This is a genomic window from Arthrobacter sp. NPDC093128 (assembly GCF_040683875.1).
Lineage (GTDB): Bacteria > Actinomycetota > Actinomycetes > Actinomycetales > Micrococcaceae > Arthrobacter.
Genome location: NZ_JBFBEY010000002.1, coordinates 209446 through 232824 on the forward strand (window position 1 = coordinate 209446; position 23379 = coordinate 232824).

Here is a 23379-nt window from a genome sequence, read left to right on the forward strand (position 1 = left end):
TGCCTATCAAGGAGCTCCAGTTTGGTCATGGTATCCACTCCCGCTACCGCAGACACCCACGTCGCGTTAAGTGAAGTCGAGGTCCTGCGCATCCGCAACGACTTCCCGGTCCTGGATCAGGAAGTCAACGGCAGGCCCCTCGTGTACCTGGATTCCGGCGCCACCTCACAGAACCCCCGCAGCGTGCTCGAAGCCGAGCAGGAGTTCTACGAACTGAGGAATGCCGCGGTGCACCGCGGAGCCCACCATCTGGCCGTCCAGGCCACCGACGCGTTCGAGGACGCCCGGGCCACAGTGGCCGGCTTTGTGGGGGCCGCGGAGGACGAGCTTGTCTGGACCGCCAATGCCACTGCCGGGCTCAATCTCCTCGCCTACGCCTTCTCCAATGCCAGCATCGGCACCGTTGGCGCCGACGCCCGCCGTTTCGCCCTCGGCCCGGGGGACGAGGTGGTGGTGACGGAAATGGAACACCACGCCAACCTGATTCCGTGGCAGGAACTCTGCCGGCGCACCGGAGCCACGCTGAAGTTCATCCCCATCGACGACGACGGCGCGTTGCGGCTTGACGAGGCGTCCCGGCTTGTTACCGGACGCACCAGGATCCTTGCCTTCACGCATGCGTCGAATGTCCTCGGAACCATCAACCCGGTATCCGAGCTGGTACGGCTGGCCCGGGAAGTCGGTGCCCTGGTGGTGCTGGACGCCTGCCAGTCCGCGCCGCACCTGCCCTTGGACTTCAAGGCCCTGGACGTCGATTTCGCTGTTTTCTCCGGCCACAAGATGCTGGCGCCCACGGGCATCGGCGGCGTCTACGGCAGGCGGGAACTGCTGAACGCAATGCCTCCGTTCCTCACCGGGGGCTCCATGATCACGACTGTGACGATGGAAAAAGCGGAGTACCTCCCTGCGCCGCAGCGGTTCGAGGCCGGGACGCAGCCCATCTCGCAGGCGGTGGCGCTCGCCGCCGCCGCGAACTACCTGCGCGAAACCGGCATGGAACGTATTGCGGGCTGGGAAGCCTCGCTGGGCCAGCGGCTGGTCCGCGGGCTGAGCGCCATCGACGGAGTCCGCGTCGTGGGGCCGGGACCAGGCGTGGAACGGCTCGGCCTGGCGGCCTTTGACGTTGCCGGCGTGCACGCGCACGACGTCGGACAGTACTTGGACAGCATGGGCATCGCCGTCCGCGTGGGGCACCACTGCGCGCAGCCGCTCCACCGCCGGCTGGGCCTGACCGCCACCACCCGGGCGAGCACGTACCTGTACAACACCACCGACGAAGTGGACCTCCTGCTCGAGGCCGTGGCCCAGGTCCGGCCCTACTTCGGTGCAGGAAGCGCCGGGGAGTCCAAATGAGCGCGTTGGATGCGATGTACCAGCAACTGATCCTGGAGCATGCAAAGACCCGCAGCGGGTCAGACCTGACGGCTGACGAAGCCGCGGCCATGCCTGAGCAGGCGGGGGTGGGGCAATGCCATCAGCTCAATCCGGTCTGCGGCGATGAAATAACGCTGCGCCTTGAGCTGGAAGCAGCCGGAGCGCAGCCGACGGTGAAAGGCATCCACTGGTACGGAGACGGCTGTGCCATCTCCATGGCCTCGGCCTCAATACTCAGCGAATTGTCCGAAGGCGCGTCGCCGGAGGAGCTGGACGAAATGATCGGCCACTTCAGGGAGCTCATGCGCTCACGCGGCCGGTTGGAGCCGGACGAGGAAATCCTGGGTGATGCGGCGGCCCTGGCGGGCGTGGCGAAATATCCGGCCAGGGTCAAGTGCGCCATGCTGGCGTGGGTGGCTGCCGAGGACGCCCTGCGGCAGGCCGTATCCACGAGCGGCTAGGTCTTCCCGGCCTCCGGGTGCTCGTCATCCGCGAGCGTGGAGTGGTGCTGGACGTAGTCCTCGATGGCATGCTCGGGGACCCGGTAGGACCGGCCGAACCGGACCGCCGGCAGATCGTGCGCCTTGACGAGCCGGTACACGGTCATCCGGGAAAGTCGCATGACTTCTGCGACCTCGGAAACTGTGAGGAAACGGGTATTGGAAAAACCTTCAGCGGCCACTGTGCTCAGCTCTCCTGGGACGTAGTTCAATCCTGAGGACGTACTTGGATCCTGAGATAAACGTCGCTGAGCCGATCGCCGATCTTACCGCTACTTTATGGCATGGTGAGCTTGATGTGAAGAGCGCACGGCAATGGGGAAAAAGACAAGTAGTGACTACTCTAGTGGCGTCCGGGGCTTCCCCGTAGCCTCTAAATATGGCTGATATCCAGGACGACGCTGAATGGCGGCAGACGCAGCACAGGATCCGCAGGGCGGAAATTGTGTGCGTTATAGCGCTGGTGGTACTTACGGTACTGACCATCGTTGCCGGCTACTCCGACTTTGTCCGGTAGCGCCGCAGGGCGGGGAAATCAGGCAGGGCAAACAAAACTCCGGCAGGTGGGGACCAACCGGAGTTTTGATTGTGTAGTGTAAATTTGAAGATTAGTGGGGAAATACAAGAATTACCCACGCGATAAGCCCCAATAACGTAAGGCCGAAATATAACGACCAATTTCTGCGGTCGTTTTTACGGTGGCTGCCGTGCCAAACCCGTTCCATATCGTTCGCATCCATAACACAAAATCTATGGCTTATCACGATCGGATAACAGCGTGTTGTCCACCTCATTTATGCCCCCGCCTACTCCATTTTCCGCGCGGAGTACTCGAGTGTCCATCGGCCGGGCGGTCGCTAAGTCCGCCTGGCCGATGAGCAAGGCTAAGCGACCAGGCCGGCGATGCCGATGGCCGCCGTGGCGGCACCGAGCACCATGGAGACGGACACCAGGACCACGTGCACGGTCAGGAACTTTGTGGCCTTGCCTGCTGCGTCGCGGGCCCGCGGATCCTTCATCACACGGCGGAGGAACTGGGGCCAGACCACCAGGGACCAGATGCCGGCGATGATCAGGATCCAGGCAAGTGCTACCGGGAGCTGCACGGGATTAGTGGCTTTCCAGCCAGGCCTGCGCCTGCTGCGACTGGATGTTCAGCGCCTTGCCCACCATGGGCTCGGCAGCGTCGGCGATCTTGCCGCCGAGGAACGGAACCGAGGACGTGACGCTGCCTTCGAGCTCAATGCGGGTGCTGCCGCCCTCGGCGATGAGCCGCTGCACAGCGCTCACGTCCAGCGGTGCACCGGAAATCTTCAGGCTGATGTTGCTCTGCCGCGAGCCGTCCGCGGCGGGGGCCTCCCAGGTCTCAAGCTGGGTCACGGTGAGGCTGTCGCCCACGAACTTCCGGGCAATCTCCGGCAGCCGGGTGGTGGGCAGGGTGCGCACCGAAGTTGTGCTGAAAGCGCCGGCGACATCGCCGTCGACCTTGAACGATTCAAGGGTTCCGCCAACCAGTTCACTGGTGTGGCGCTGGAAATCTTCGTTGGCGAATACCGCCGCTACGCGATCGACGCTGTGCGGCAGGGTGGTGGAAGCACTCAGTGCCATTGTTCCTCCATAGGTTGGGGGTATGGGCCATGGTTTTTGCCTCACACATCCTACGTTGCGCGCCCCGCCTACTCCGATTCGGCCGCCTCCAGCTTTTGCGCCGCGGCCGTGATGTTGTGCGACATCGCCGGAAAGATGACGCTGTGGAACGGGAGCACGGCGAGCCAGTACAGCCGGCCGCTGAGGCCCTTCGGGAAGAAGATGGCGCGCTGGCGGTACCGGCTGCCGGTGCCGTCAGGTTCCACCGACAGCTCCAGCCAGGCACGGCCCGGCGCGCGCATCTCGGCCCGCAGCCTCAGCAGCCGGCCGCGGTCGATCCGCTCGGCACGCCACCAGTCCACCACCTCGCCCTCGGCAAGCAGGTGCGGGTGCCGGCGGCCACGCAGCAGACCGGCCCCGCCGGTCAGTTTGTCCAGCCATCCACGGACCCGCCATGCCAGCGGCAGGGAGTACCAGCCGTTGCGTCCACCGATGCCCTCGATGATGGTCCAGACATACTTGGGGTCCGCCGGGCTGGTATAGCTCCGTTCGTCGACGAACACGCGGTGCCCGGCCCAGTCCGGGTCGCTCGGCAGCGGGTCGGCGTCCGCGCCGGCGCTGGCCCAGGTGGTTTCCACCTGGGCGTCGCGTTCCTTGCCGAGGGCGAGCGCGACGGCGCGCCGGTACGGGGTCAGGCCGCCTTCCGGCAACGGGATGTACTTGTCGATATCGTGCTCCCTTGACACCGCGTCGTGTTGGAGCGACTGGACCAGCGGCAGGGACATGGACAGCGGGATGGGCGTGGTCAGGGCCACCCACATGCCGGCGAGTTTGGGTGCGGGAACGGGCAGCGCCAGCACCACGCGGTGCGGCAGTCCCGCCTCGGCGGCGTACTCCTTCATCATTCCCGCGTAGGAGAGCACCTGGCGGCAACCGATGTCGAAGGTGCGGTTGATGGGCCCTTCCAGGGATGCCGCGGCGACGAGGTAGTGCAGCACGTCCCGGACGGCGATGGCCTCAATCCGGTTCCGCACCCAGCTGGGCGCCGGCATGAGGGGAAGCGTCTCGGAGAGGTGCCGGATCATTTCGAAGGACGCCGACCCTGATCCGATCACGACACCTGCCTGGAACACGACCGCATCCACCGGACCCGTGAGGAAGACCTTGCCGACAGCTTCCCGGGACCGCATGTGCGTTGAGAGTTCGGCGCCTTCCGGGTGCAGGCCGCCGAGATAGACGATTCGCGCTACGCCCGCGTCAGCTGCGGCCTGTGCGGCGATCCCTGCCATGGTCTTCTCCTTGGCCTCGAACCCGGCGCCTGCCGCCATCGAGTGGACCAGGTAGTAGAGCACGTCGACGCCGTCCAGCGCTGCGCGGAGCACGTCGCCGTCGTCGAGGCTGCCGGGAATGACTTCAACCTGCTCCAGCCACGGCACACCGGCGATCTTGGCCGGAGTCCGCACGACGACTTTCACCGTGTGCCCGGCCTCAAGGAGCCGGGGAACCAGCCGCCCGCCGATATAGCCGGTGGCGCCGGTGACAAGCACGGTTTTGCGGGTGCCGCTCATTGGATCTCCTCGGAACGTTCCTGGAAAGCGTCGATAGAAAGCCAGCTTAGCAATCCAAGTTTTTCCAAAGGCCGCTCATCAATGCCGGGCCATCGGGCACGTGCTCACGGCTCCGCGGTCGCGGTAGGCTGGGAAGACCCGGGATTCTTTGCGAATTTCGGGTCTTCGTGTTGCCTGCATTCCCGTGATCATTCAGGAGCTTCCGCCATGAGCCTCAACGGCCCGTCACTCACAGGCCTGCGCCGTGCGCTCGCCGGAGACCAGACCTTCGCCCGGGTGCAGGCTGAAGCGTCCCGGAGCTTTGGATCCCGCAGCGAGGACTACCAGATCAGCGCGCCTGCCGGCCTGCGGGCGGCCCTGCTGGCGGAAATGTCCGACGGCCTGGCAGCGCTCGGCGCCCCGGACGGAACCCACGACGACGGCGGGGCGCCCCTGGTGCTGGCCGTCACCGCCACCGGTCGCGAAGCAGAAGACCTCACCGCGGCCCTGCGGGCCTACCTGCCGGCCGATTCGGTGGCTGAATTCCCCAGCTGGGAAACCCTTCCGCACGAGCGGCTGTCCCCGCGCTCGGACACCGTGGGCCGCCGCCTGTCCGTACTGCGCAGGCTGGCACACCCCGAGACAGCCTCCGGCGGACCGCTGCGCGTGGTGGTGGCTCCCGTCCGGGCGGTGGTCCAGCCGATCGTGGCCGGACTGGGCGAACTGGTTCCCGTCACGCTGCGGGTTGGCCAGGAAGTCCCTTTCAGCGACGTGGTTCGCAGCCTCGCTGACGCCGCCTACGCCCGGGTGGACATGGTGACGCACCGCGGCGAGTTCGCGGTCCGCGGCGGCATCCTGGACGTGTTCCCGCCCACCGAGGACCACCCGGTCCGGGTGGAATTCTTCGGTGATGAGGTGGACCAGATGCGCTGGTTCGCCGTAGCCGACCAGCGGTCGCTCTCCTCGCCCGGCCTGCACCACCCCACGGAACTGCACGCTCCGCCGTGCCGCGAAATCCTGATCACCCCTTCCGTGATGTCCCGGGCCGCGACGCTGAAGGCCCAGCTGCCCGCCGCTGCCGACATGCTGGAGAAGATCGCCGGAGGCATCACGGTGGAAGGCATGGAATCGCTGGCCCCCGTCCTGGTGGACGCCATGGTCCCCTTCGTGGAACAGCTGCCCGCCGGGTCCATCTCCGTGGTGATCGAACCGGAGAAGGTCCGCACCCGCGCCCATGACCTCGCGGCCACCAATGAGGAATTCCTGGAGGCGGCGTGGTCCACGGCGTCCGACGGCGGCGTCGCGCCTTTGGCGCTGGACACAGTCCTGACTTCGCAGGCCTCGGCCGCGCTGCATTCGGCCAGCTTCCGCTCGCTGACCGAAACCCGCAGCTCCGCCCTCGGCCAGGAAGTCTCGTGGTGGTCCATTACATCGCTGGCCACCGACGAAGAGCTGACACCGGACATCAACGTGCTCAACCTGCACGCCCGGGAGCCCCGCGGCTACCAGGGCGACGTGGCGGAGATGATGGAGTTCATCGGCTCGCACGTCCGGGACCAGTGGCGCATCGTGGTTGCCACGGAGGGCCCCGGCCCGGCGCAGCGCCTGGCCGAACTTTTCCACGACGCCGACATCCCGTGTGCGCGGGTGGACTCGCTCACAGATGAACCCCAGGCCGGCATCATCGAGGTGACCACCGCCGCCGTCGGACGCGGTTTTGTCCTGGACGGTCTCAAACTGGGACTGCTGACGGAAGCGGACCTGCTGGGGCGCACGTCCGCCGGTTCCACGAAGGACATGCGCCGCATGCCGTCCAAACGGCGGAACGCCGTGGACCCGCTGCAGCTCGTGGCCGGGGACTCCGTGGTGCACGAACAGCACGGCATCGGCCGGTTCGTGGAGCTGATCCAGCGCCGGGTGGCCGGTGGCGGTGACGGGGTGCGCGAATACCTGGTCCTGGAATATGCACCGTCCAAGCGCGGAGCCCCGGGCGACCGGCTCTTTGTGCCCACCGACCAGCTGGACCAGGTCACCCGGTACGTCGGCGGGGACACCCCGGCGCTGAGCAAGATGGGCGGCGCTGACTGGGCCAGCACCAAGTCCAAGGCCCGCAAGGCGGTCAAGGAGATCGCCGGCGAGCTGATCCGGCTCTACTCCGCCCGGATGGCCTCCCGCGGCTACGCCTTCGGCTCGGACACCCCGTGGCAGCGGGAACTGGAGGAGGCCTTCCCGTACGTGGAGACCCCGGACCAGCTGACCACCATCAATGAGGTCAAGGCCGACATGGAGCGCGAGATCCCGATGGACCGGCTGATCTCCGGCGACGTCGGCTACGGCAAGACCGAGATCGCGGTCCGCGCCGCGTTCAAGGCCGTGCAGGACGGCAAGCAGGTCGCCGTGCTGGTGCCCACCACGCTGCTCGCCCAGCAGCACTACGAGACGTTCACCGAACGCTTCTCCGGCTTCCCGCTGGTGGTCAGGCCGCTTTCCCGCTTCCAGAGCGGCAAGGAGGCCAAGGAAACCGCCGACGGCGTCAAGAGCGGTTCCGTGGACGTTGTGATCGGCACGCACCGGCTGCTGTCCAAGGACTTCGGCTTCAAGGACCTCGGCCTGGTGATCGTGGACGAGGAGCAGCGCTTCGGCGTCGAACACAAAGAGGCGCTCAAGAAGATGCGCACCAACGTGGACGTCCTCGCCATGAGCGCCACCCCGATCCCGCGCACCCTGGAAATGTCCCTGACCGGGATCCGCGAGACCTCTACGCTGGCCACTCCGCCGGAGGAACGGCACCCCGTGCTGACCTATGTGGGCCCTTACACGGACAAGCAGACCTCCGCGGCGATCCGCCGCGAACTGATGCGCGAAGGCCAGGTGTTCTTCGTCCACAACCGGGTGTCCACGATCGACCGCACCGCGGCGAAGATCCGGGAACTGGTCCCGGAGGCGCGGGTGGAGGTGGCGCACGGGCAGATGTCCGAAAGCCGGCTGGAACAGATCATTGTGGACTTCTGGGAGAAGCGCTTCGACGTGCTGGTGTGCACCACCATCATCGAAACCGGCCTGGACATTTCCAACGCGAATACCCTGATCGTGGACGGCGCGGACAAATACGGGCTCTCCCAGCTCCACCAGTTGCGCGGACGCGTGGGCCGCGGCCGCGAACGCGCCTACGCGTACTTCCTGTACCCGTCGGAAAAGCCCCTGGGCGAGGTGGCGCTGGAACGGCTCAAGGCCGTGGCCGCCCACAACGAACTGGGCGCGGGCATGCAGCTGGCCATGAAGGACCTTGAGATCCGCGGCGCCGGCAACCTGCTCGGCGGCGAACAGTCCGGCCACATCCAGGGTGTGGGCTTCGACCTCTACATCCGCCTTGTGGGCGAGGCCGTCGCGGACTTCCGCGGCGAGGCCGAGGAAAAGGCCGCGGAAATGAAGATCGAGCTGCCCGTCAACGCCCACCTGCCGCACGACTACGTGCCGGGCGAGCGGCTGCGCCTCGAGGCCTACCGCAAGCTGGCTGCCGCGCTCTCGAACGAGGCCATCGACGAGGTCCTGGCCGAACTTGTGGACCGGTACGGCGAACCGCCGCTGCCCGCCCAGAACCTGATCGCCGTCGCCCGCTTCCGGGTGGGAGCCCGCGAAGCCGGGCTGTCCGACGTCGCCCTGCAGGGCAACTTCATCAAGTTCTCACCGGCGCAGCTGCCCGAATCGAAGACCATGCGACTCAACCGTATGTACCCGGGTGCGCAGTCCAAGCCTGCCCTCGACGCCGTGCTCATCCCCAAGCCGAAGACCGCCAAAATCGGCGGCCGGGACCTGCAGGACGCAGAGATCCTGGAGTGGGCCAACGGTGTCATCCGGAACATCTTCACTGATACCCCTGTATCTGCGACACCGGCGGTGAAATAAAAGAATGATGGGAGGACATCACGCCGCGTCGGGAGCCGCGGCGTGGGTAGCTATTGCGTCCACGGGGCCGTACACCCTGGGCTGGTACCCGCTGGACGCCACCGGCATCCTGATTGGCGGCATGGCGACGGCGGGAACGGCGCTGATTTGCGACTGGGACCACCGGCACAGCACCGTGGCCAACTCGCTGCCGCCGCTGTCCAACGTCATTGCCGTGGGCATCGAGAACGCCAGCGGCGGGCACCGGCAGGGCACGCACTCGGTGCTCGGGGCGGCGTTCTTCGTGCTGCTCGCCACGCTGGCCGGGCAGATCCAGCTGCAGACGGACTGGGGACTGCTGTCGGTGGGCGCCGGCCTGCTCTGCATGTTCATGATCAACATCGCCGCGAAGGCGCTCAAGCTGTTCCCGAAGGCCGGCTTCATCAGCAACTGGCTCTTCGCCCTAGCCATGGCCGGGCTGGTGACCTGGTTCGCGCCGGACCAGTGGACCTGGCTGCCCGTCTCCATGCTGACCGGCGTGGTGGTGCACATCGTGGGAGATATGATCACCACCGGGGGAGTGCCGCTGTTGTGGCCGATCGTGATCAAGCCGCCAAAGTTCCTGCGGAAACTGCCGGTGCTCAACGACGTCTGGAAGGCGAACGGCGCCTTTTCCATTCCGCTGCTGGGGCGGGCCGGCTCCAAGCGGGAATGGCTCGTGCTGATCCCGGTGAGCGCCTACGCCATGGTGGGAATGTGCGTGGCAGCCTGGGCACTGGCCAAGTCGCACTACCCGGCAGCGCTTGCGTTCGGAAGCACCCTGGTGAGCGGCCTGTTCGGCGCCGGCTAGCCGGTCGACTGCCTGGCCGGTCGACTGCCTGGCCGCTGAACTGGCTGACCGCTTAAATGGCTGAAGCCCCCGGAAGATCAGGGGGCTTCAGCTGTTTAAGTCGTGGGTCCTAGTGCTCGCCGGCCGAATCCGAACGGCCCAGGACGGTCTGCGGGATCCAGAACGCCGCGGCGAAGAGGCCCAGGCACACAGCCATCGGCCACGGGTTGCCCAGCGTGAGGAAGGACAGCGAGTAGATGGAGCCGAGGAACAGGGCCATCATGATCACGAAAATGACGATGCTGACTGCAGGGTTGTTCTCGTTCTGAGGGGTCTTGGGGCTATCAACGGTCTTGGACATTCATTCCTCCTCGGCCCCGCAGGGCTCAAAACGCCCCGAAGGGCTCAATAACTGTGGCGCTGCCGGATCTGTCAGTACGCGGACGAACCCTGTTCGCCCTTGACGATCGCGATGCCGGAGCTGGCGCCAATACGTGTTGCACCTGCTGCAATCATAGCCTGAGCATCGGCCAGTGAACGCACGCCGCCGGAGGCCTTGACCCCGACATCGGGACCCACGGTTCGGCGCATGAGGGCCACGTCCTCCACCGTGGCGCCACCGCCGTTGAAGCCCGTGGACGTTTTCACGAAGTCCGCGCCGGCCTCCACCGCCGCCTCGCAGGCGAGGACCTTCTGGGAATCGCTGAGCAGTGCGGTCTCGATGATCACCTTCAGGATGGCGTCACTGGCGTGCACAGCCTCGGCGACGGCCCTGATGTCGTCCACCAGCGCACCCTTGTCATTGGCGCGGGCGGCGGCAATGTTGATCACCATGTCCACCTCGTCGGCGCCGTCCAGCACGGCGCCCCGGGCTTCAAAGGCCTTGACGTCGCTGGGCGTTGCACCCAGCGGGAAGCCGACCACCGAACAGGTCAGCACGCCCGAGCCCTTGAGCGCGGTGGTGACGGTCTTGACCCACACCGGGTTCACGCACACGGACTTGAAATGGTATTCGGCGGCTTCGGAGCAGACCTTGAGGATCTCCGCTTCACTGGCCTCCGGCTTCAGCAGCGTGTGGTCGATGAAGGAGGCTATTTCTGCCGGGGCGGTCGCCGCCCCTGCTGCTGCGTCAGGCATTCCGGGCGCGGTGGCGTCGTTGCTCATGGTGGTCCTTCCTGGGTGGGCCTGCCGGGTCTCGTGGGCAACAGACTCCGTGTTCGGCGTGGCTTCTCAGGTGACCATCTTGCCATAACGGCGCTAGGCGGCTGCGGGGACAGCTTCCTGCAGGGTTGCCTGCATGAGCTGGGCCGCGCAGGCGCCCGCCGCCGAGCCGGATGCGACGAGGAGCCCGAGGCGTACGCCGTCGAACGAGGCGGCATCGCCGATGGCCCAGATTCCCGGCACGGACGTCCGGAAGTCCTGTCCGATGGCGATCCCGCCATTCGCTGCGGTCGCAAGGCCTGCGCTGGCTGCCAGCCCGTCCCGGGCCACCCGCTCCTCGGCGAGGACCACCAGGTCGCCGTTCATGCTGCTGCCGTCGTCGAAGACAATTCCGGCGGCGGGGAGTGCGGAGCCGGCCAGCGTCGGGACCACCGATGCCGGCCGGAGCGTGGTGCGGATGGGCCGTACCCCCCGTGCACGCAGGACCGCTTCCGCCTGGCCCGCCTCGGGGCCGGTTCCCACCAGGATGCCCAGCGGCCTCCGGCCGAGGACCCGGGTCACTTCCTTGACGGCGTCGCCGATCCGGGCGGCGTCGTCGATGGTGGAGTAGCTGAGGCAGCGGCTGGCGCCGTCCACGGGAGACAGGGCCGGGGCGGAGCCGGTGGCGATCACCAGCTGGTCGTAGCTGAATTCCATGCCGTCCGCGGTGGCCACCCTGCGGTTGGCTGCATCGATGTAGCTGGCAGGCTGGCCGAAACGGATCGAAACCTGGGGAAGCGCGGCGAGCTCCAGGAGCTCGGACGGGGCATCGTCCCGGTTGCTGAGCACCGTGATGCTGCCTGCGAAGCGGGACCGGCCCAGCTGGCCCACCAAGGCCCGGGCAGCCGGTCCGGCGCCGGCGATGACCACCCGCGGCGACGCGGACGACGCCTGGAACGTGGCGGAGGAGGAGGTGGACGCTGCCGGAGCGGACATGTGAAGGCCCTTTCGCTGGTGAGACCCTTGTTTGGCCTGGTGTTGGTGATGGGATCCAGCGTAGGCTGACGGTTTTTCGCGGGTGTTTCCCGGTTGTTGCCGGGATGTCCCTCTACGTTCGATGGTGTTTACCGGGCGGTAACAAACGTGTCCGGCCACACACTTCAGCCATAGCGGCGGAACGCCTCCCGGAGTCCTCCGGCGGCCACTTTCGCGACGACGGCGGCCCGGTCACCGGGCCCGTGGACACCCGCCGGCTCCACGGAGGCGATGAGGGCCGCCGCGTCCGCCAGGCCCATGGTGACCGGAATATCCAGCAGCGATCCCACAGTGAGCCGGGCCTGCCTGGTGTCCTCCCAGGCGTCCGGCCCCGGATCGTCGTGGAAGACCCGGGCCAGGGACAGGCGGTGCCACGCGCCTCCGGCACGGACGGAAGCACGGTAGGTCACCGACCCGCCCCGGACGTCCACGCTTCCGCCCGCCAGGAAAACCCTCGGTCCGAAAGGCGCGTGGTCGAGGAAACCGGTGAGCCTGGCCGGCGCCTCTGAAGGGTCGAGGGGGAGTGCCACCGTGACGGTGAGCCGAACGTCGTGGCCGCCGCTGTTGCCGCCAAACCGTTCCGTGAAGCGGATGCCGGCCGGGGGTTCGGCCATGGCCGTGCAGGAGGGGTCCTTGGGCAGGCCTTCGGCGGTCATTCCCTTGAGGTAGCTGCGGGCGTCCCGGTAGCCCATCCCGATAAGCGTGTCCGCATCGATCCGGTTCAGGTAGAACTCGGGATCCAGTGGCAGGGGATTCTCCGGCCTGACCACGTGGAGGGTGAAGTCCCGGCCGGCCGCCTGCGCGGCCTCGAAGTCGGCCAGGAGGGCGCCCATGGCGCTCATCTCGATCATGTGGACGTACTGTTCCAGCGGTCCGTCGCCCCAGTATCCAGTGTTTCCGATACACCAGACCAGCCACACCTCATCGGCCCCGCGGCGGAGGGCTTCGGCCACGTTGGCGTCCCGGACCCAGACTGCATCCGTCCAGATTTTCCCGTCCCGCCGCAGCGGGGTAAGGAAGATGGGCAGTGACATCCCCGCCGCCATGAGCTCGGCATCCACGTCGCGTGCGTCGATGGCGTGGCAGCGTTTCCCGGTGAACTCCACCACGTTGAAGGTGCCTTCGACGGCGCCCGGCAAGGCGGCGCGGCGCCGGATCTCGCCGTCGTCGATGCCGAGGGCCGGGAAGACCTTGCCGAGCAGGCCGTCCGCGTCGCCGATTGCGGGCAGGGACCACGGCCCCTTCACGTAGTCGCCCAGCGGCAGTGCGGAGCCGAAGTCCTTGACGTTGACACCCGACCAGTTCCGGCACATGTCCTCGGGGGAGACCCCGGAGAGCAGCATGCCCGCCGTCAGGATGCCGCCGGACGTCCCGTCCACGTGGTCAAAGTGCAGCCCCTCTTCAGCGAGTGCGCGCACCACTCCCGCCTGCCAGGCCACGCGCATTCCGCCGCCGGCCAGGACCAGCGAGCGCTTCATTGCCGGCTCCCAGGTCCGGTCTGGTGGTCACGGGCGCCGTCTTCCCAGTAGATCCGGCGCAGGTAGATCAGACAGAGTGCCGCCGTCGCCAGGTCGAAGGCCGCCACCCCCAGCGCCACCGCCGCGAACACGCCGTTCAGGACGCCGACCGCGACGGCGGCGCACGCCCCCGCCTTCTGGATGCCGGACCACAGCAGCACTTCCGGGGCCGGTTTCGGGCGCAGCAGCGTGTGCAGCAGGAGTCCGCCCACCACCACCATGAACATTCCTACCGTGGCGAACAACTGGCGCGCCGCCGTCGTCGGCTCCGCCCCCAGCACCTCCAGGACGGTGCCGCCGAACGGTATCTGGACCGCCCCGGAAAAGACGGTGACGACGGCGATCGCAGCCAGGACGGCGCGCAGCGGATCAGCCGCGATCCACGTGCCGATGCCGGGGACGTGCGCCCCTGACGGACGGGCGGCCCCGCTCATGCGAAGGCCTCCCACAGCCGGCCCCTGTCCACGAGCAGCCAGACGATGGCCAGCCAGGTGAGCGTGGAGACGTAGAAGCGGATGTCGTTGAGCAGCATCCACCGCCGCAGCAGGGAGCGCAGCCCGGCGTCGTCGGCGAAGGTCCCGCCGCGGATCATGACGTTGATGGGAATAATCAGCGCCTGGCCCACCACGGTGAGGACGATGATCCCGGCGAGGCACAGCACCGCTGGGATGAGCCTGACCATCCCCCATTCCGACCAGACCAGGATGATGCCGGAGATGAACATCGGCGGCACCACCACGGTGAAGAACTTGGTGGCTTGGCGGGTGGGGATGCCGAAGTGCATGTCCACGTTGCCCCGGTCCAGGGACTCCCATGTGGGATAGAGGAAAAACTTCAGGACCCACATGGTCCCTACGTACATGGTGGCGCCGAACAGGAAGTACAGCGCGTTCAGCAGCAGGAGCCAGTTCACGGCGTGCCCCCGCTGCGGGCGGTGTCGTCGCCGCGGGCCTCTCCGCCCCGGGTGGTGACACTCCGGTCCGGCGCGGGCAGCCATTCCTGGCCCTGGCCCAGCCCCGCCACCGATTCGAGCGGATCGCCGCCGGGGATCCGGGCGGCGTCCGCGGCGGTTGGGGCGGTGAGGAACCACGCCTCGTAGTGGTCGTCCAGGACACCGTGGGCTTCGGGGAGGTAGGCGGTGAACACCGGTTTGTCCGCCGGCTGGAGGGACCTGAGGGCGGCCACACCGGGCGCATCGCCCAGCACCATCCGGGCCCTGGCGTCGGCTCCCAGCGCGATGTCCCCGGTGGCTTCGAAATAGATGTCGGACTTCATCAGCATCCCGCGGAAGGCGCAGTAGTTGGAGGCGACGAGTTTGAGCGGAAGACCCATGGGTTTGGGGCGTTCGATCTCGATGAAACAGCCCAGCTTCCCGCCGTCGTCGTACTGCGCGGAAACGGCGGCGTCGGTGACCACAAAGTCCAGGTTGGCCTGGTGCTTGGGCATGCCCCAGATGCCTTTGCCGCCTTTGACCGAGACTTCGGTGCTGACCGGGAGGTCCACCACATACTGGCCCAGCCCGAACGTCTTTTGGAAGACGAGCGGCAGGAGCGGGGGCACCGCGCGGGAGCCGTGGGTGACGGCGATCGCCAGGGAGTATTCGATGTATTTGCCGATGTCCGTCGCTCTGTAGTTCACCACGGTGACCACCAGCAGCCCCTTGCCGCCGAGGCTGAACGGCCGCAGTTCCGTGCCCGGCAGGACGGCCGCGGCGGCCCGCTTGTTAATGGGGAACGCAGCCATCAGCACGGGGGAATCGTCGGAATTGACGGGCATGGAGTACTTGATGCCGTCCACCGTGGCATGCTGTCCGCGCAGGCGCTCTTGGCGGCGCGGCACGGGGGAGGGCACCAGCCTCAGCAGGGATGCAGCCAGTCCGATGAGTTTGTTCATCTGTTCAGCTCCTTGATGATGATGGGATAGGTGTCCGCCCAGGCGCGGGCCCCAAAGAAGACGTCCAGGTGCCCGTAGCCGGACAGCAGGTGCAGCGAGTCCTTGCCCGGACGGTGGCCCTGGAAGAAGCTGAAGGTCCGTTCCTGGCTTTCGGGCAGGAAGCAGCGGTTGTTGCGGCCCGCCAGGAAGGAGAACCTGGCGTCCGTCTGCGGGGCTTCGGCCAGGAAGTTCGCGGGCAGTTCCGGGTGGTTCCCGGCGGCAACGATGCGCCTGGCCAGCACGCTGCGGCCCATCTCGGACAGGAACGTGAACGGGACCTCGGCAAACTCCCCGCTGATCCAGTTGTGGGTGGCCTCGTCCAGGTTCTCGTGCGACCACAGTGCGGGCCGGCCGCTGCCGTACGTGAAGCTCACCAGCCGGCAGACCAGGTTGTCGCATTCGCGGTGGGTGGCCTTGACCATGGACCTGAGGACCCGGGAGAAGTATCCGTTGGACTTGTAACCCCACGCCGGGGACAGGTACGGCGTGAACGGCTTTAGCAGCTCCGCCAGGTAGGTGATTTTCACGACCGACCACAGCGGAATCACGGGATGCAGGGACACGGCGTTGGACACCACGGTGTCCACCCGGGGGAGGAGGCCGGCAGCGGCTGCCATGGTGAAGGAGACGGACCCCTGGCAGTGGATGACCGCCTTCAGGGTTTCGGCGCCGGTGGCCTGCAGGACGTAGTCGACGGCGGCGGGGTGGTCGTACACCGCGGCATCCCCGAGCGTCCAGGAGAGCGGTTCAAAGTCGATGGACGCCCGCCAGTTCAGGAGCCAGACGTCCCAGCTGTCCTCGAGCAGGGCATCCACCAAGGTCCGCGGCAGCGGCGGGCGGAACAGCTCGGCCCGGACCCCGGCCCCGTGGACCAGCAGCACCGGCCCCTTGTCCGGGGCTCCGGCGTCGGGCGGCACTGCGGAGGTGACGTGGATCAGCGTGAGCGGCGTCCCGTCCCGGGCGGGGAACGGGATCACCTCCGTAACGTGATCCGCCCGGGTGATGGTGCGGGGGCTGTTCATGGCGGAAATCCCTCCCTGGCAATGGTCACCGGCGGTTCGAAAAGCCGGAGCGGCGGAAGCCCGCCGGCCGGCACCGGGCGGAGGCCGCCGTCGCCGGTGGTTCCCAGGGTCCAGTCCCGGCAGATGCGGTCCACCGCCACCGGATACACCGTCAGCGTGCCGTCCGCGGCAATCCGGATCCGCAGGAATCCTTTGTGGTCCTCGATGGCCTGGCCGGACATGGCCCACGCGGCCACCTCGCCGCTGGGCGTGCCCAGGATAAAGAAGGCGAACGCCTCGCTGCCTGCCGCGAAACCAACAACATAGATGATGGCGAGCACCAGCCCGAGACTCAGGAACGGCGGCCAGTCCCCGGGCCAGGGGATGAGGAGTACGACGGCGATCCCCGCCGCGAGTGCCGAAAGTTGCCAGAGCGCACCACGGGAAACGGTGAACCCGGCACCGTTTTCCTGCGGTTCCCGGCCGAGGCCGAGTGCAGGGCCGAGGGTGGACAGCAACAGAAGCAGCAGCAACGGGACGGCGGTGATGGCCAGCACGAGGAGCCCGGTATTGCCTGCCCTGAGGCTGAGCAGGCTTTCCACGAAGGACAGGCCGCGGAACGCGCTGAAGACAGTCCAGAGCGTCAGGGCAGCAACCACGTGCGCAGTGCCGAGCGCCGAGCCGAACCCCGGGTTCCGCACCGGGAGCCAGAACGGCGAGAGGGGATTGGCCAGGCGTCCCCGAAGGCGCCGGGACTCCGCCCGGCCCGGGAACGTCCCGGGAGCCAGGACAAAGTGCCGGCCGGTGCCAGGGGCACGAACTGGGGGTGGGGACGCAACCGACGGAACCGCGGCGGGAAGCGTCAGCTCAGCCGGGAGCGCCTGCGCGTCCGCCAGGAACGCACCGCCCAGGCCGCAGGTGATGAGCTGGGTCCGGCGGGGATCGGAGGCCGGGCCGTCTTCAGGGTTCGGGCCGTGCGTCGTTTCCTCGTAGCGCGAGTAGTGGTGCAGGTCCCCGGTGAGCCACAGCCGCACCGCGGCCCCGGTTGCTTCGAAGGTGCCGGCACGCCGGTTGAAGCGGCGGCGGAGGTAGTCCTGCTCGAAGAAATGCACCTGCCGGAACGCATCGGCGTCTTCGGCGCCCTGCACCCAGTACGGGGCGGCCACGCACAGGATGATGGCGTCGCCCGGCAGCAGCCGTGCGGTCACCGTGTTGTAGAAGTAGTCCAGCTGCGGCTCGTCGATGTACTGGCCCAGCTGGCTGTCCAGTCCCACGAGCCACCACCCGGGGGCATCATCGCCGCCGGTGAGCCGGAGGGCAAAGTAGCTGCGCGTCTGGATGGTCCGCCAGCCGCCGATGTTCCGTTGCCGGGTGAACAGCCGGATGAAGGATGTCAGGCCGTCGTACCAGTCGTGGTTGCCGGGGAGGGCAAGGAGCACGCCGGCGCCGCCGGGGGAGCGGCCGCCGGGCAGCGCCGTCCGGTAGGGCCCCACCATCCGGTCCTCGTAGGCGGCCGGCGACGCCACCGGGTACACCTCGTCGCCGCCGAGTACCAGCACCTTGCCGCGCGGCAGTACATGTCCCTCCACAACGAGCGACTTTTCGGCCAGCAACGACGCCACTGTGTAGGTGGGATCAAAGCCGTCCCCGAGGTCGGCCGTGAAATCGAGCCACAGCGCTGCAGGGGATCCGGGCAGTCCAAGGTCCCGGACCACGGGCTGCGCGGGCTGGCCGGGCACGGGCAGTCTGTCCAGGTCGAGTTCGTACCGGGGAAAGCCGCCCTCCAGTTCGCGTTTGTCGCCGAAGTCGGCGAAGACGGATGCCAGGACAACCCTGACCGCGGTCCTGCCCAGCTGGGCCGGGGCGAGCCAGCGCACGGCGTCCCGGGGGGTGAAGCCAAGTCCGTTGCTGTGCTGCCCCAGCTCACTCCGCTTCATGCCCCTTGGCCCTTCATCGCCGGCCGGGGACCTTGCCGGAGGAACGCCGGCCGGCCCGCAGCGGAGACGGGACGCGGCCGTACACCTGCCAGAGCTCACCTAGGAACAGCCTGCCGAACGCGGCAAGGGCGCTCGCGGGAGCCGGGCCTACCGCGCGGAAAGTGGTCAGCTGGCGGGCGAAATCCCATGGCCGGATGTACAGCATTCCAGCCCCCGCCACAGAGTTTTCGTCCACATAATGCGACTTCGGGGCCCCGAAAGTCGCATTATCTGGACGAAAACTCGTTGTTGTCTCCGGCGGCGGAACATGGCCCCTGAGGACGGTGACGTACAGCATGGTGGTGTCCGCCCAGACGTCAAAGCCCGCGTCGTTGCTGACGTCCTTGTGGCCCACGAAGGTCAGCAGGGTTCCGCCGGGATCGCGCAGCCACAGGCGGTAGAGCATCCTCCGTCCGGCGGAGCCACTTTTGGAAGAACTGACGTAGGCCTTCCCGCCCCCGCCTGAACCGCCGTCCTGGACGAAGAGGTTGAACCAGCCGCGTTCTACCGGGAGGCGTCCGCCGAACTGGTCGGCTAGGACATAGCCTTCCGCGGTGGCCGGATGGAGCGGATCCCGGACAAACGCCTCAATATCCGTGGCGGTAATGGTGAGTTCGAACATCATCCGACGGCTGCGGTCGCGGCCCAGACTGCCGCCGGTCACGGGCTCGGCCACTCCGGCGCTGAACCATCCGTGCATCTGTTCGGTGAAGCTGACGGATGTGGGGCCTGTTTCCGCAGCCTCGGCTTCCTCCTCGATTTCAGCCTCCTGCAGGGCTTCGCTGGCGGTGGGCGCGGCGGCTCCCGGCAGTCTTAGCCCGCGGCTGGCCACGCGGGGGACAAACGTGCGTTCCTCTTCCGGCGCCCTGGCACCCTTGGTCGCGTCCGGCACCAGGGCGCGAAGTGGACCATGGCCGTACGGGGAAGCAGCGTAGCCGGGAGCAGGGAGGCCTGCGGCATCCGGCCCGCCCGGCGCCATGTCCCGCTGTCCGTCCCCGCCGGCTCCTTCGAGGATCCGGTGGCAGGCACGTTCGGCAAAAGCTGCGATGGTCAGGGCGGGGTTGGCCCCCACCGGTCCGGGCATCGCGGCGCCGTCCACCACGTGCAGGCCCGGGTATCCAAAAACCTCGCCGTACGGATCGCAGACGCCTTCGCTGCTGTTCCGGCCGGCAGGGGCGCCGCCCAGCGGATGCACCGTGATGACCCGCTTGCTCCACCAGAGCGGATTCTGCTTGAAGCTGCCGCCCAGTTCCTTGGCGATCGCCTGCATCGTGGCCTGCATCCGGCCGAAGTAGGCGGCCGAGGTAGCGAGGGTCCAGTTGATGGCCAGCCGGCCGCCCTGGAGGGTCATGACGCCGTCCGGTATGTCCCGGCCCATGCCGAGCAGCGGAACTGACGACGCCGAGAGCCGGCCGTCGCCCAGGGCGGCAGCCAGATCGGCGGAGATGTTGGAGCGCTGGGCGTGGAAGAGCCTGTCCTTGAGGAGCTGGACCATCACTTTGCCGGCGCGCTTGGCCACCTGGCGGAACTGGCCCGTCTCCAGGAGCCAGTTCATAAACGAGGGGTAGCCGGCGTCTTCGATGTAGTACCCGCGGCCCTCGCCGCCGTCGCTGGAATCGGCGGTGCGGATGGCCGTGGTGATCACCGGGCCGCTGCTGCCCGAGAGGGTGCGTGTGGCGCCGTCGGGGTCCTTCGCGTCCAGGACGAAACCCAGCAGGTCGCCGTTGCCGCTGAACCGGGTACCCAGCGCCGCGCTGAGCGCGGGCAGCGACGCACGGTTGCGCAGCAGCAGGAAGGTGGTGCCGAAGGTGCCGGCGGCGAGGATGAGCCGGCGGCAGTGGATCACCCGTTCCTGCAGGAGCCCGGGTGCGCCGTCGTCGGCATCGTGGATGACGTAGCGGACTTCAAAGCCGCCTCCCGGCAGGGGCCTGATGCCCCGGACGTCGTGACGGGTCCGGATGTCGGCACCGGCGGCCTTGGCCGCGGACAGATAGTTGTGGTCCAGCGTGTTCTTGGCGCCGGTGTTGCAGCCGATGTCGCATTCGCCGGAGAGCGTGCAGGTGGTGCGCACGGTGCCGTCCCCGTGGATGCTTCCGTACGGCGCGGGCTCCAGCACCTGGTTCCTGCCGGGGGCGGCGCCGGGCGTGGGGGAGAAGGTGACGGCGATGGGCGGCCGGGTGATGCTGAGTCCGAGGGCCCCGGCTGCGGTTTCCATGGCCACTGTCTTCGGGGTGTCCTGGTACGGATAGGGCACCGGGCGGAGCATGGCCTCGGCGGCATCGTAGTAAGGATCGAGGTCCTGCCGGCTGAACGGCCAGCTCTCGTAGCCGCCGCCGGGCACGGGGGATTCCTGGACGAACCAGTTCTCGTCCTTGCGCAGCAGCACGTTGGCGTAGATAAGGGAACCGCCGCCCAGGCCGCTGGAGACGATTCCTTCCAGGCCGCGGAAGGTCCAGGCGTCAAAAAGCCCGTAGAGCCCCTGGTCCGGATCCCAGAAATTGCGGCCCATCTCCGATGGTGTCCGGGCGAAGCTTCCCGGCGGGTACGCCTTGCCCCGTTCCATCAGGACCACGGACTGGCCTCCCGCCGCCAAGCGGTGGCACGCTACCGACCCGCCAAAGCCGGAGCCGACCACCACGGCGTCCACAGACTCCGCGGGATCATCGTCGCCTTCCACCACCGGTTCCACGCAATTCCTCTCGGAAGAGCTGACTCGCCGAAGGCCCCTCCGGCCGGCGCACCTGAACGGTGCGGAAGCGGCCGCGGGGCGGTCAAACGCAAACCCTAGCGACATGTTCCCACCGCGGACCGGGTCTGTCCACGAAATGTGGAGCAACCGGCAGCGGCAGGGACCGCTAGACGCGGATCCGGTACCCGCGCTTGACCACGGTTTCCACCATCCGGCCGTCCGGCAGTGAGGAGCGCAGCCGGCTGACCGTCATATCCAGCGCGTGCACCGAGCCGCGCAGTTCCAGCAGGTCGGAGAGTGATTCCCGGGACAGGACGGCCCCTTCGGCACCCAGGAGTGCGCGCAGCAGCAGGAGCGGCGCCGGGGCCATTTCAACAGGTTCCCCGTCGATCCGCAGGGACCGTCCGCGGAGTTCAACGTTGCCGGACCGGGTGTCCAGGCGGCGAACGTGGTTCAGGGCAAGGTGTTCGCAGACCAGCCGGATGAGGGCACCCATCCGGAAGCGTTCCGGAACGAGCGGTGACAGCCCGGCGTCGATCAGCGGCTGCGCCGTGATGGGGCCGACGACGGCAGTGGTGACCGTGGTTTTGAGGGCTTCGACCAGCTGCTTGTAGAGGCCCATCTCGTGGGCGGTGCTCCACATGGCGTCGACGGCCGGGGCACTGGTGAAGGTCAGGACGTCCAGGTTGCCGCTGCAGACGGCCTCGATCAGCCGCGGCAGCTTGTCCTCGCCGTCGGGCTTGACCCAGCGGTAGGGCGTAACGGTGAGGACGGTGGCGCCGGACATCTTGAGGCGCTCAAGCTGGCGGACATCCGTGTAGCCGTGCAGCTGGACGGCCACCGTCTTGCCGCGGACGCCTTCCTTCAGCAGCATGTCCACCAGGGTGGCGGTGGTTTCGTCGCTGCTGATCCCGACGTCGGCGAGTCCAGCGGCGCGGACGGCACCGCGGGCCTTGGGCCCGCGGACAAACATCCGGCATGCACCGAGGGTCTCCAGCAGTTCATCGCCGATGCCGGACGCATCGGCCGCCTCGCACCAGCGGCGCATGCCGTAGGCGGTGGTGGCGATGCAGAGATCGGGCTTGGCGGCGATGATGGCTTTGGTGTCGTCGATGAGCCGCATGTCCTCCTGCACCGGCGCGATCTTGAGTGCGGGCGCGTGCAGCACCTCGGCACCGCGCCGTTCCAGGGCCTCGATCAGGTCCTGTGAACGCCGGTGCGACGTCACGCCGATCCGGAACCCCTCCAGGGGCGAATCGGGGGCGTCGGCAGCAGGGGAGTCCTGCGGGCCGGGGGTGGCAATAGTGTTCATGGCGCTCATGGTGTTACTTTCACGATCCCATCAGTGACGCTGCGAGGCGGTTGAGATCGGCCGCCGCCTCAGCGTGCCCGCGGTTGGCTTCAGCCACCCGCACCACCTCGCCGATGACCAGCACTGCCGGGTTAGTGCAATCGGCGGCCGCTGTGACAATCGTACCCAGCTGGGCGATGGTGGTGCGCTGGCCGGGGCGGTAGCCGCGTTCGACGACGGCCATCGGCATGTCTGCCCGCATCCCGGCGCGGCGCAGGCCGGCGGCCAGGTGGTGCAGGGTTCCGATGCCCATCAGGACCACGATGGTGCCGCCCAGTCCGGCGAGGTGGGTGAGTTCCTTTTCCGTCAGCGGGGCGTGGCCGGAGACCACGGTGAACATGTGGCTGACTTCGCGGTGTGTGACGGGGATCCCTGCAGCTGCCGGGACGGAGATGGCGCTGGTGACGCCGGAAATGACCTTGACGGGCACACCCGCAGCCACGCAGGCTGCAACCTCTTCGCCGCCGCGGCCGAACACGTAGGGGTCGCCGCCCTTGAGGCGCACCACGTTGTTGCCGGCCAGTGCGCTCTGCACCATCAGCTTCTCGATGTCGCCCTGGCTGACCTTGTGGTGGCCGGGCTGCTTGCCCACATCCACCAGCTCGGCCGAGGTCAGGGACGGCAGCTCCTGGTAGGGGGCCAACCGGTCGTAGAAGACGACGTCGGCATCGCGCAGGGCCTTCACGGCCGCCACGGTCAGCAGTTCGCTGACGCCGGGGCCGCCGCCCACCAGGGTCACGTGACCCACTGGTCCGGCAGCCGGTTCCATCGAAACGGGGATGCCGGTTTCGCGGCAGCGGTCCAGCAGCGCGTCCCAGCCGGGCTGGCCGTCGTCGACGGCAGCCACGAGGAACGGGCGCTCGGGCAGCGGTCCGTCATGGCTCGCGCCCTGCGGGGTGCTGAGGCGGGAGACGACGGCGCCGGCGGCCTGGTAGCGGCGGACCGCCTGCCGGGCGGCGTGGTCCCCGCCGGTGACCAGGACTTCACGGCCGGTGAGATCAATGCTGAGCTGCATG

Annotated in this window: 21 protein-coding genes; 5 read left to right on the forward strand and 16 right to left on the reverse strand. The window is 67.8% G+C overall.

Annotated elements, in window-relative coordinates; all coding sequences use genetic code 11:
- The first annotated feature begins 21 nt into the window (after positions 1-21).
- Positions 22-1353 carry a SufS family cysteine desulfurase gene (locus AB0N24_RS02900; protein WP_364120178.1) on the forward strand — a complete coding sequence of 444 codons (1332 nt, stop codon included), beginning with the start codon at positions 22-24 and terminating at the stop codon, positions 1351-1353.
- A complete protein-coding gene (gene sufU, locus AB0N24_RS02905) occupies positions 1350-1835 on the forward strand; it encodes a Fe-S cluster assembly sulfur transfer protein SufU (protein WP_364120180.1) in 486 nt (161 codons plus the stop codon). The genes AB0N24_RS02900 and sufU overlap by 4 nt, the downstream gene beginning before the upstream one ends.
- On the opposite strand, the gene AB0N24_RS02910 is transcribed toward sufU, so the two are convergent.
- The gene (locus tag AB0N24_RS02910; protein WP_011691098.1) at positions 1832-2056 is read right to left on the reverse strand and encodes a helix-turn-helix domain-containing protein; all 225 of its coding nucleotides are present in this window, start codon (positions 2054-2056) and stop codon (positions 1832-1834) included. The two genes, sufU and AB0N24_RS02910, sit on opposite strands and share 4 nt — an antisense overlap.
- A 197-nt stretch (positions 2057-2253) precedes the next feature.
- On the opposite strand from AB0N24_RS02910, the gene AB0N24_RS02915 reads away from it, so the two are divergent.
- On the forward strand, positions 2254-2391 hold the full coding sequence (locus AB0N24_RS02915) for a hypothetical protein (RefSeq protein ID WP_214952588.1): 138 nt from the start codon (positions 2254-2256) through the stop codon (positions 2389-2391).
- A gap of 367 nt (positions 2392-2758) precedes the next feature.
- On the opposite strand, the gene AB0N24_RS02920 is transcribed toward AB0N24_RS02915, so the two are convergent.
- From AB0N24_RS02920 to AB0N24_RS02930, 3 genes are all read right to left on the reverse strand, one after another.
- Positions 2759-2980: a hypothetical protein gene (locus AB0N24_RS02920; RefSeq protein WP_364120184.1), complete on the reverse strand. Its 222-nt coding sequence runs from the start codon at positions 2978-2980 to the stop codon at positions 2759-2761.
- Between the two features lie 4 nt (positions 2981-2984).
- Positions 2985-3482 (reverse strand): DUF2505 domain-containing protein, encoded by a 498-nt coding sequence (locus AB0N24_RS02925; RefSeq protein WP_364120187.1) that lies wholly within the window; start codon positions 3480-3482, stop codon positions 2985-2987.
- 68 nt (positions 3483-3550) lie between these two features.
- The gene (locus tag AB0N24_RS02930) at positions 3551-5029 is read right to left on the reverse strand and encodes an SDR family oxidoreductase (RefSeq protein WP_364120189.1); all 1479 of its coding nucleotides are present in this window, start codon (positions 5027-5029) and stop codon (positions 3551-3553) included.
- 207 nt (positions 5030-5236) lie between these two features.
- On the opposite strand from AB0N24_RS02930, the gene mfd reads away from it, so the two are divergent.
- A complete protein-coding gene (gene mfd, locus AB0N24_RS02935; protein WP_364120191.1) occupies positions 5237-8914 on the forward strand; it encodes a transcription-repair coupling factor in 3678 nt (1225 codons plus the stop codon).
- 4 nt (positions 8915-8918) lie between these two features.
- The gene (locus tag AB0N24_RS02940) at positions 8919-9743 is read left to right on the forward strand and encodes a metal-dependent hydrolase (protein WP_364120194.1); all 825 of its coding nucleotides are present in this window, start codon (positions 8919-8921) and stop codon (positions 9741-9743) included.
- Between the two features lie 109 nt (positions 9744-9852).
- Here AB0N24_RS02940 and AB0N24_RS02945 read toward each other — a convergent pair whose 3' ends face one another.
- The 12 genes from AB0N24_RS02945 to cobA form a co-directional block, all read right to left on the reverse strand.
- Positions 9853-10083 (reverse strand): hypothetical protein, encoded by a 231-nt coding sequence (locus tag AB0N24_RS02945; RefSeq protein ID WP_104172667.1) that lies wholly within the window; start codon positions 10081-10083, stop codon positions 9853-9855.
- 71 nt (positions 10084-10154) lie between these two features.
- Positions 10155-10886: a deoxyribose-phosphate aldolase gene (deoC, locus tag AB0N24_RS02950; protein ID WP_364120197.1), complete on the reverse strand. Its 732-nt coding sequence runs from the start codon at positions 10884-10886 to the stop codon at positions 10155-10157.
- Positions 10887-10979: 93 nt separating this feature from the next.
- Positions 10980-11858, reverse strand: coding sequence for an FAD-dependent oxidoreductase (locus AB0N24_RS02955; protein WP_364120199.1), 879 nt, complete (start codon positions 11856-11858; stop codon positions 10980-10982).
- Positions 11859-12022: 164 nt separating this feature from the next.
- Positions 12023-13375 carry a patatin-like phospholipase family protein gene (locus tag AB0N24_RS02960; RefSeq protein ID WP_364120202.1) on the reverse strand — a complete coding sequence of 451 codons (1353 nt, stop codon included), beginning with the start codon at positions 13373-13375 and terminating at the stop codon, positions 12023-12025.
- Positions 13372-13848 (reverse strand): hypothetical protein, encoded by a 477-nt coding sequence (locus AB0N24_RS02965; RefSeq protein ID WP_364120205.1) that lies wholly within the window; start codon positions 13846-13848, stop codon positions 13372-13374. Before AB0N24_RS02965 ends, AB0N24_RS02960 begins: the two co-directional genes overlap by 4 nt.
- On the reverse strand, positions 13845-14327 hold the full coding sequence (locus AB0N24_RS02970) for a hypothetical protein (protein ID WP_364120207.1): 483 nt from the start codon (positions 14325-14327) through the stop codon (positions 13845-13847). Before AB0N24_RS02970 ends, AB0N24_RS02965 begins: the two co-directional genes overlap by 4 nt.
- Complete coding sequence (locus tag AB0N24_RS02975; protein ID WP_364120210.1) at positions 14324-15307, reverse strand: acetoacetate decarboxylase family protein; 984 nt, start codon at positions 15305-15307, stop codon at positions 14324-14326. Before AB0N24_RS02975 ends, AB0N24_RS02970 begins: the two co-directional genes overlap by 4 nt.
- Complete coding sequence (locus AB0N24_RS02980) at positions 15304-16368, reverse strand: alpha/beta fold hydrolase (protein WP_364120213.1); 1065 nt, start codon at positions 16366-16368, stop codon at positions 15304-15306. The genes AB0N24_RS02975 and AB0N24_RS02980 overlap by 4 nt, the downstream gene beginning before the upstream one ends.
- Positions 16365-18284, reverse strand: coding sequence for a hypothetical protein (locus tag AB0N24_RS02985; RefSeq protein WP_364120216.1), 1920 nt, complete (start codon positions 18282-18284; stop codon positions 16365-16367). The genes AB0N24_RS02980 and AB0N24_RS02985 overlap by 4 nt, the downstream gene beginning before the upstream one ends.
- A gap of 13 nt (positions 18285-18297) precedes the next feature.
- Complete coding sequence (locus tag AB0N24_RS02990; RefSeq protein WP_364120218.1) at positions 18298-21012, reverse strand: GMC family oxidoreductase; 2715 nt, start codon at positions 21010-21012, stop codon at positions 18298-18300.
- A 166-nt stretch (positions 21013-21178) separates the two neighbouring features.
- A complete protein-coding gene (locus AB0N24_RS02995; RefSeq protein ID WP_364120635.1) occupies positions 21179-22324 on the reverse strand; it encodes a uroporphyrinogen-III synthase in 1146 nt (381 codons plus the stop codon).
- Between the two features lie 19 nt (positions 22325-22343).
- Positions 22344-23378, reverse strand: a complete 1035-nt coding sequence (gene cobA, locus AB0N24_RS03000; RefSeq protein WP_214952613.1) for a uroporphyrinogen-III C-methyltransferase — start codon at positions 23376-23378, stop codon at positions 22344-22346.
- Between the last annotated feature and the right edge of the window lies 1 nt (position 23379).

Excerpts from the sequence above, each read along its gene's own strand:
- sufU (WP_364120180.1), top strand. The coding sequence starts at position 1,350 with ATGAGCGCGTTGGATGCGATGTACCAGCAACTGATCCTGGAGCATGCA.
- AB0N24_RS02915 (WP_214952588.1), top strand. The coding sequence starts at position 2,254 with ATGGCTGATATCCAGGACGACGCTGAATGGCGGCAGACGCAGCACAGG.
- AB0N24_RS02925 (WP_364120187.1), bottom strand. The coding sequence starts at position 3,482 with ATGGCACTGAGTGCTTCCACCACCCTGCCGCACAGCGTCGATCGCGTA.
- AB0N24_RS02930 (WP_364120189.1), bottom strand. The coding sequence starts at position 5,029 with ATGAGCGGCACCCGCAAAACCGTGCTTGTCACCGGCGCCACCGGCTAT.
- mfd (WP_364120191.1), top strand. The coding sequence starts at position 5,237 with ATGAGCCTCAACGGCCCGTCACTCACAGGCCTGCGCCGTGCGCTCGCC.
- AB0N24_RS02940 (WP_364120194.1), top strand. The coding sequence starts at position 8,919 with ATGATGGGAGGACATCACGCCGCGTCGGGAGCCGCGGCGTGGGTAGCT.
- AB0N24_RS02945 (WP_104172667.1), bottom strand. The coding sequence starts at position 10,083 with ATGTCCAAGACCGTTGATAGCCCCAAGACCCCTCAGAACGAGAACAAC.
- deoC (WP_364120197.1), bottom strand. The coding sequence starts at position 10,886 with ATGAGCAACGACGCCACCGCGCCCGGAATGCCTGACGCAGCAGCAGGG.
- AB0N24_RS02955 (WP_364120199.1), bottom strand. The coding sequence starts at position 11,858 with ATGTCCGCTCCGGCAGCGTCCACCTCCTCCTCCGCCACGTTCCAGGCG.
- AB0N24_RS02960 (WP_364120202.1), bottom strand. The coding sequence starts at position 13,375 with ATGAAGCGCTCGCTGGTCCTGGCCGGCGGCGGAATGCGCGTGGCCTGG.
- AB0N24_RS02965 (WP_364120205.1), bottom strand. The coding sequence starts at position 13,848 with ATGAGCGGGGCCGCCCGTCCGTCAGGGGCGCACGTCCCCGGCATCGGC.
- AB0N24_RS02975 (WP_364120210.1), bottom strand. The coding sequence starts at position 15,307 with ATGAACAAACTCATCGGACTGGCTGCATCCCTGCTGAGGCTGGTGCCC.
- AB0N24_RS02980 (WP_364120213.1), bottom strand. The coding sequence starts at position 16,368 with ATGAACAGCCCCCGCACCATCACCCGGGCGGATCACGTTACGGAGGTG.
- AB0N24_RS02985 (WP_364120216.1), bottom strand. The coding sequence starts at position 18,284 with ATGAAGCGGAGTGAGCTGGGGCAGCACAGCAACGGACTTGGCTTCACC.
- AB0N24_RS02995 (WP_364120635.1), bottom strand. The coding sequence starts at position 22,324 with ATGAACACTATTGCCACCCCCGGCCCGCAGGACTCCCCTGCTGCCGAC.
- cobA (WP_214952613.1), bottom strand. The coding sequence starts at position 23,378 with ATGCAGCTCAGCATTGATCTCACCGGCCGTGAAGTCCTGGTCACCGGC.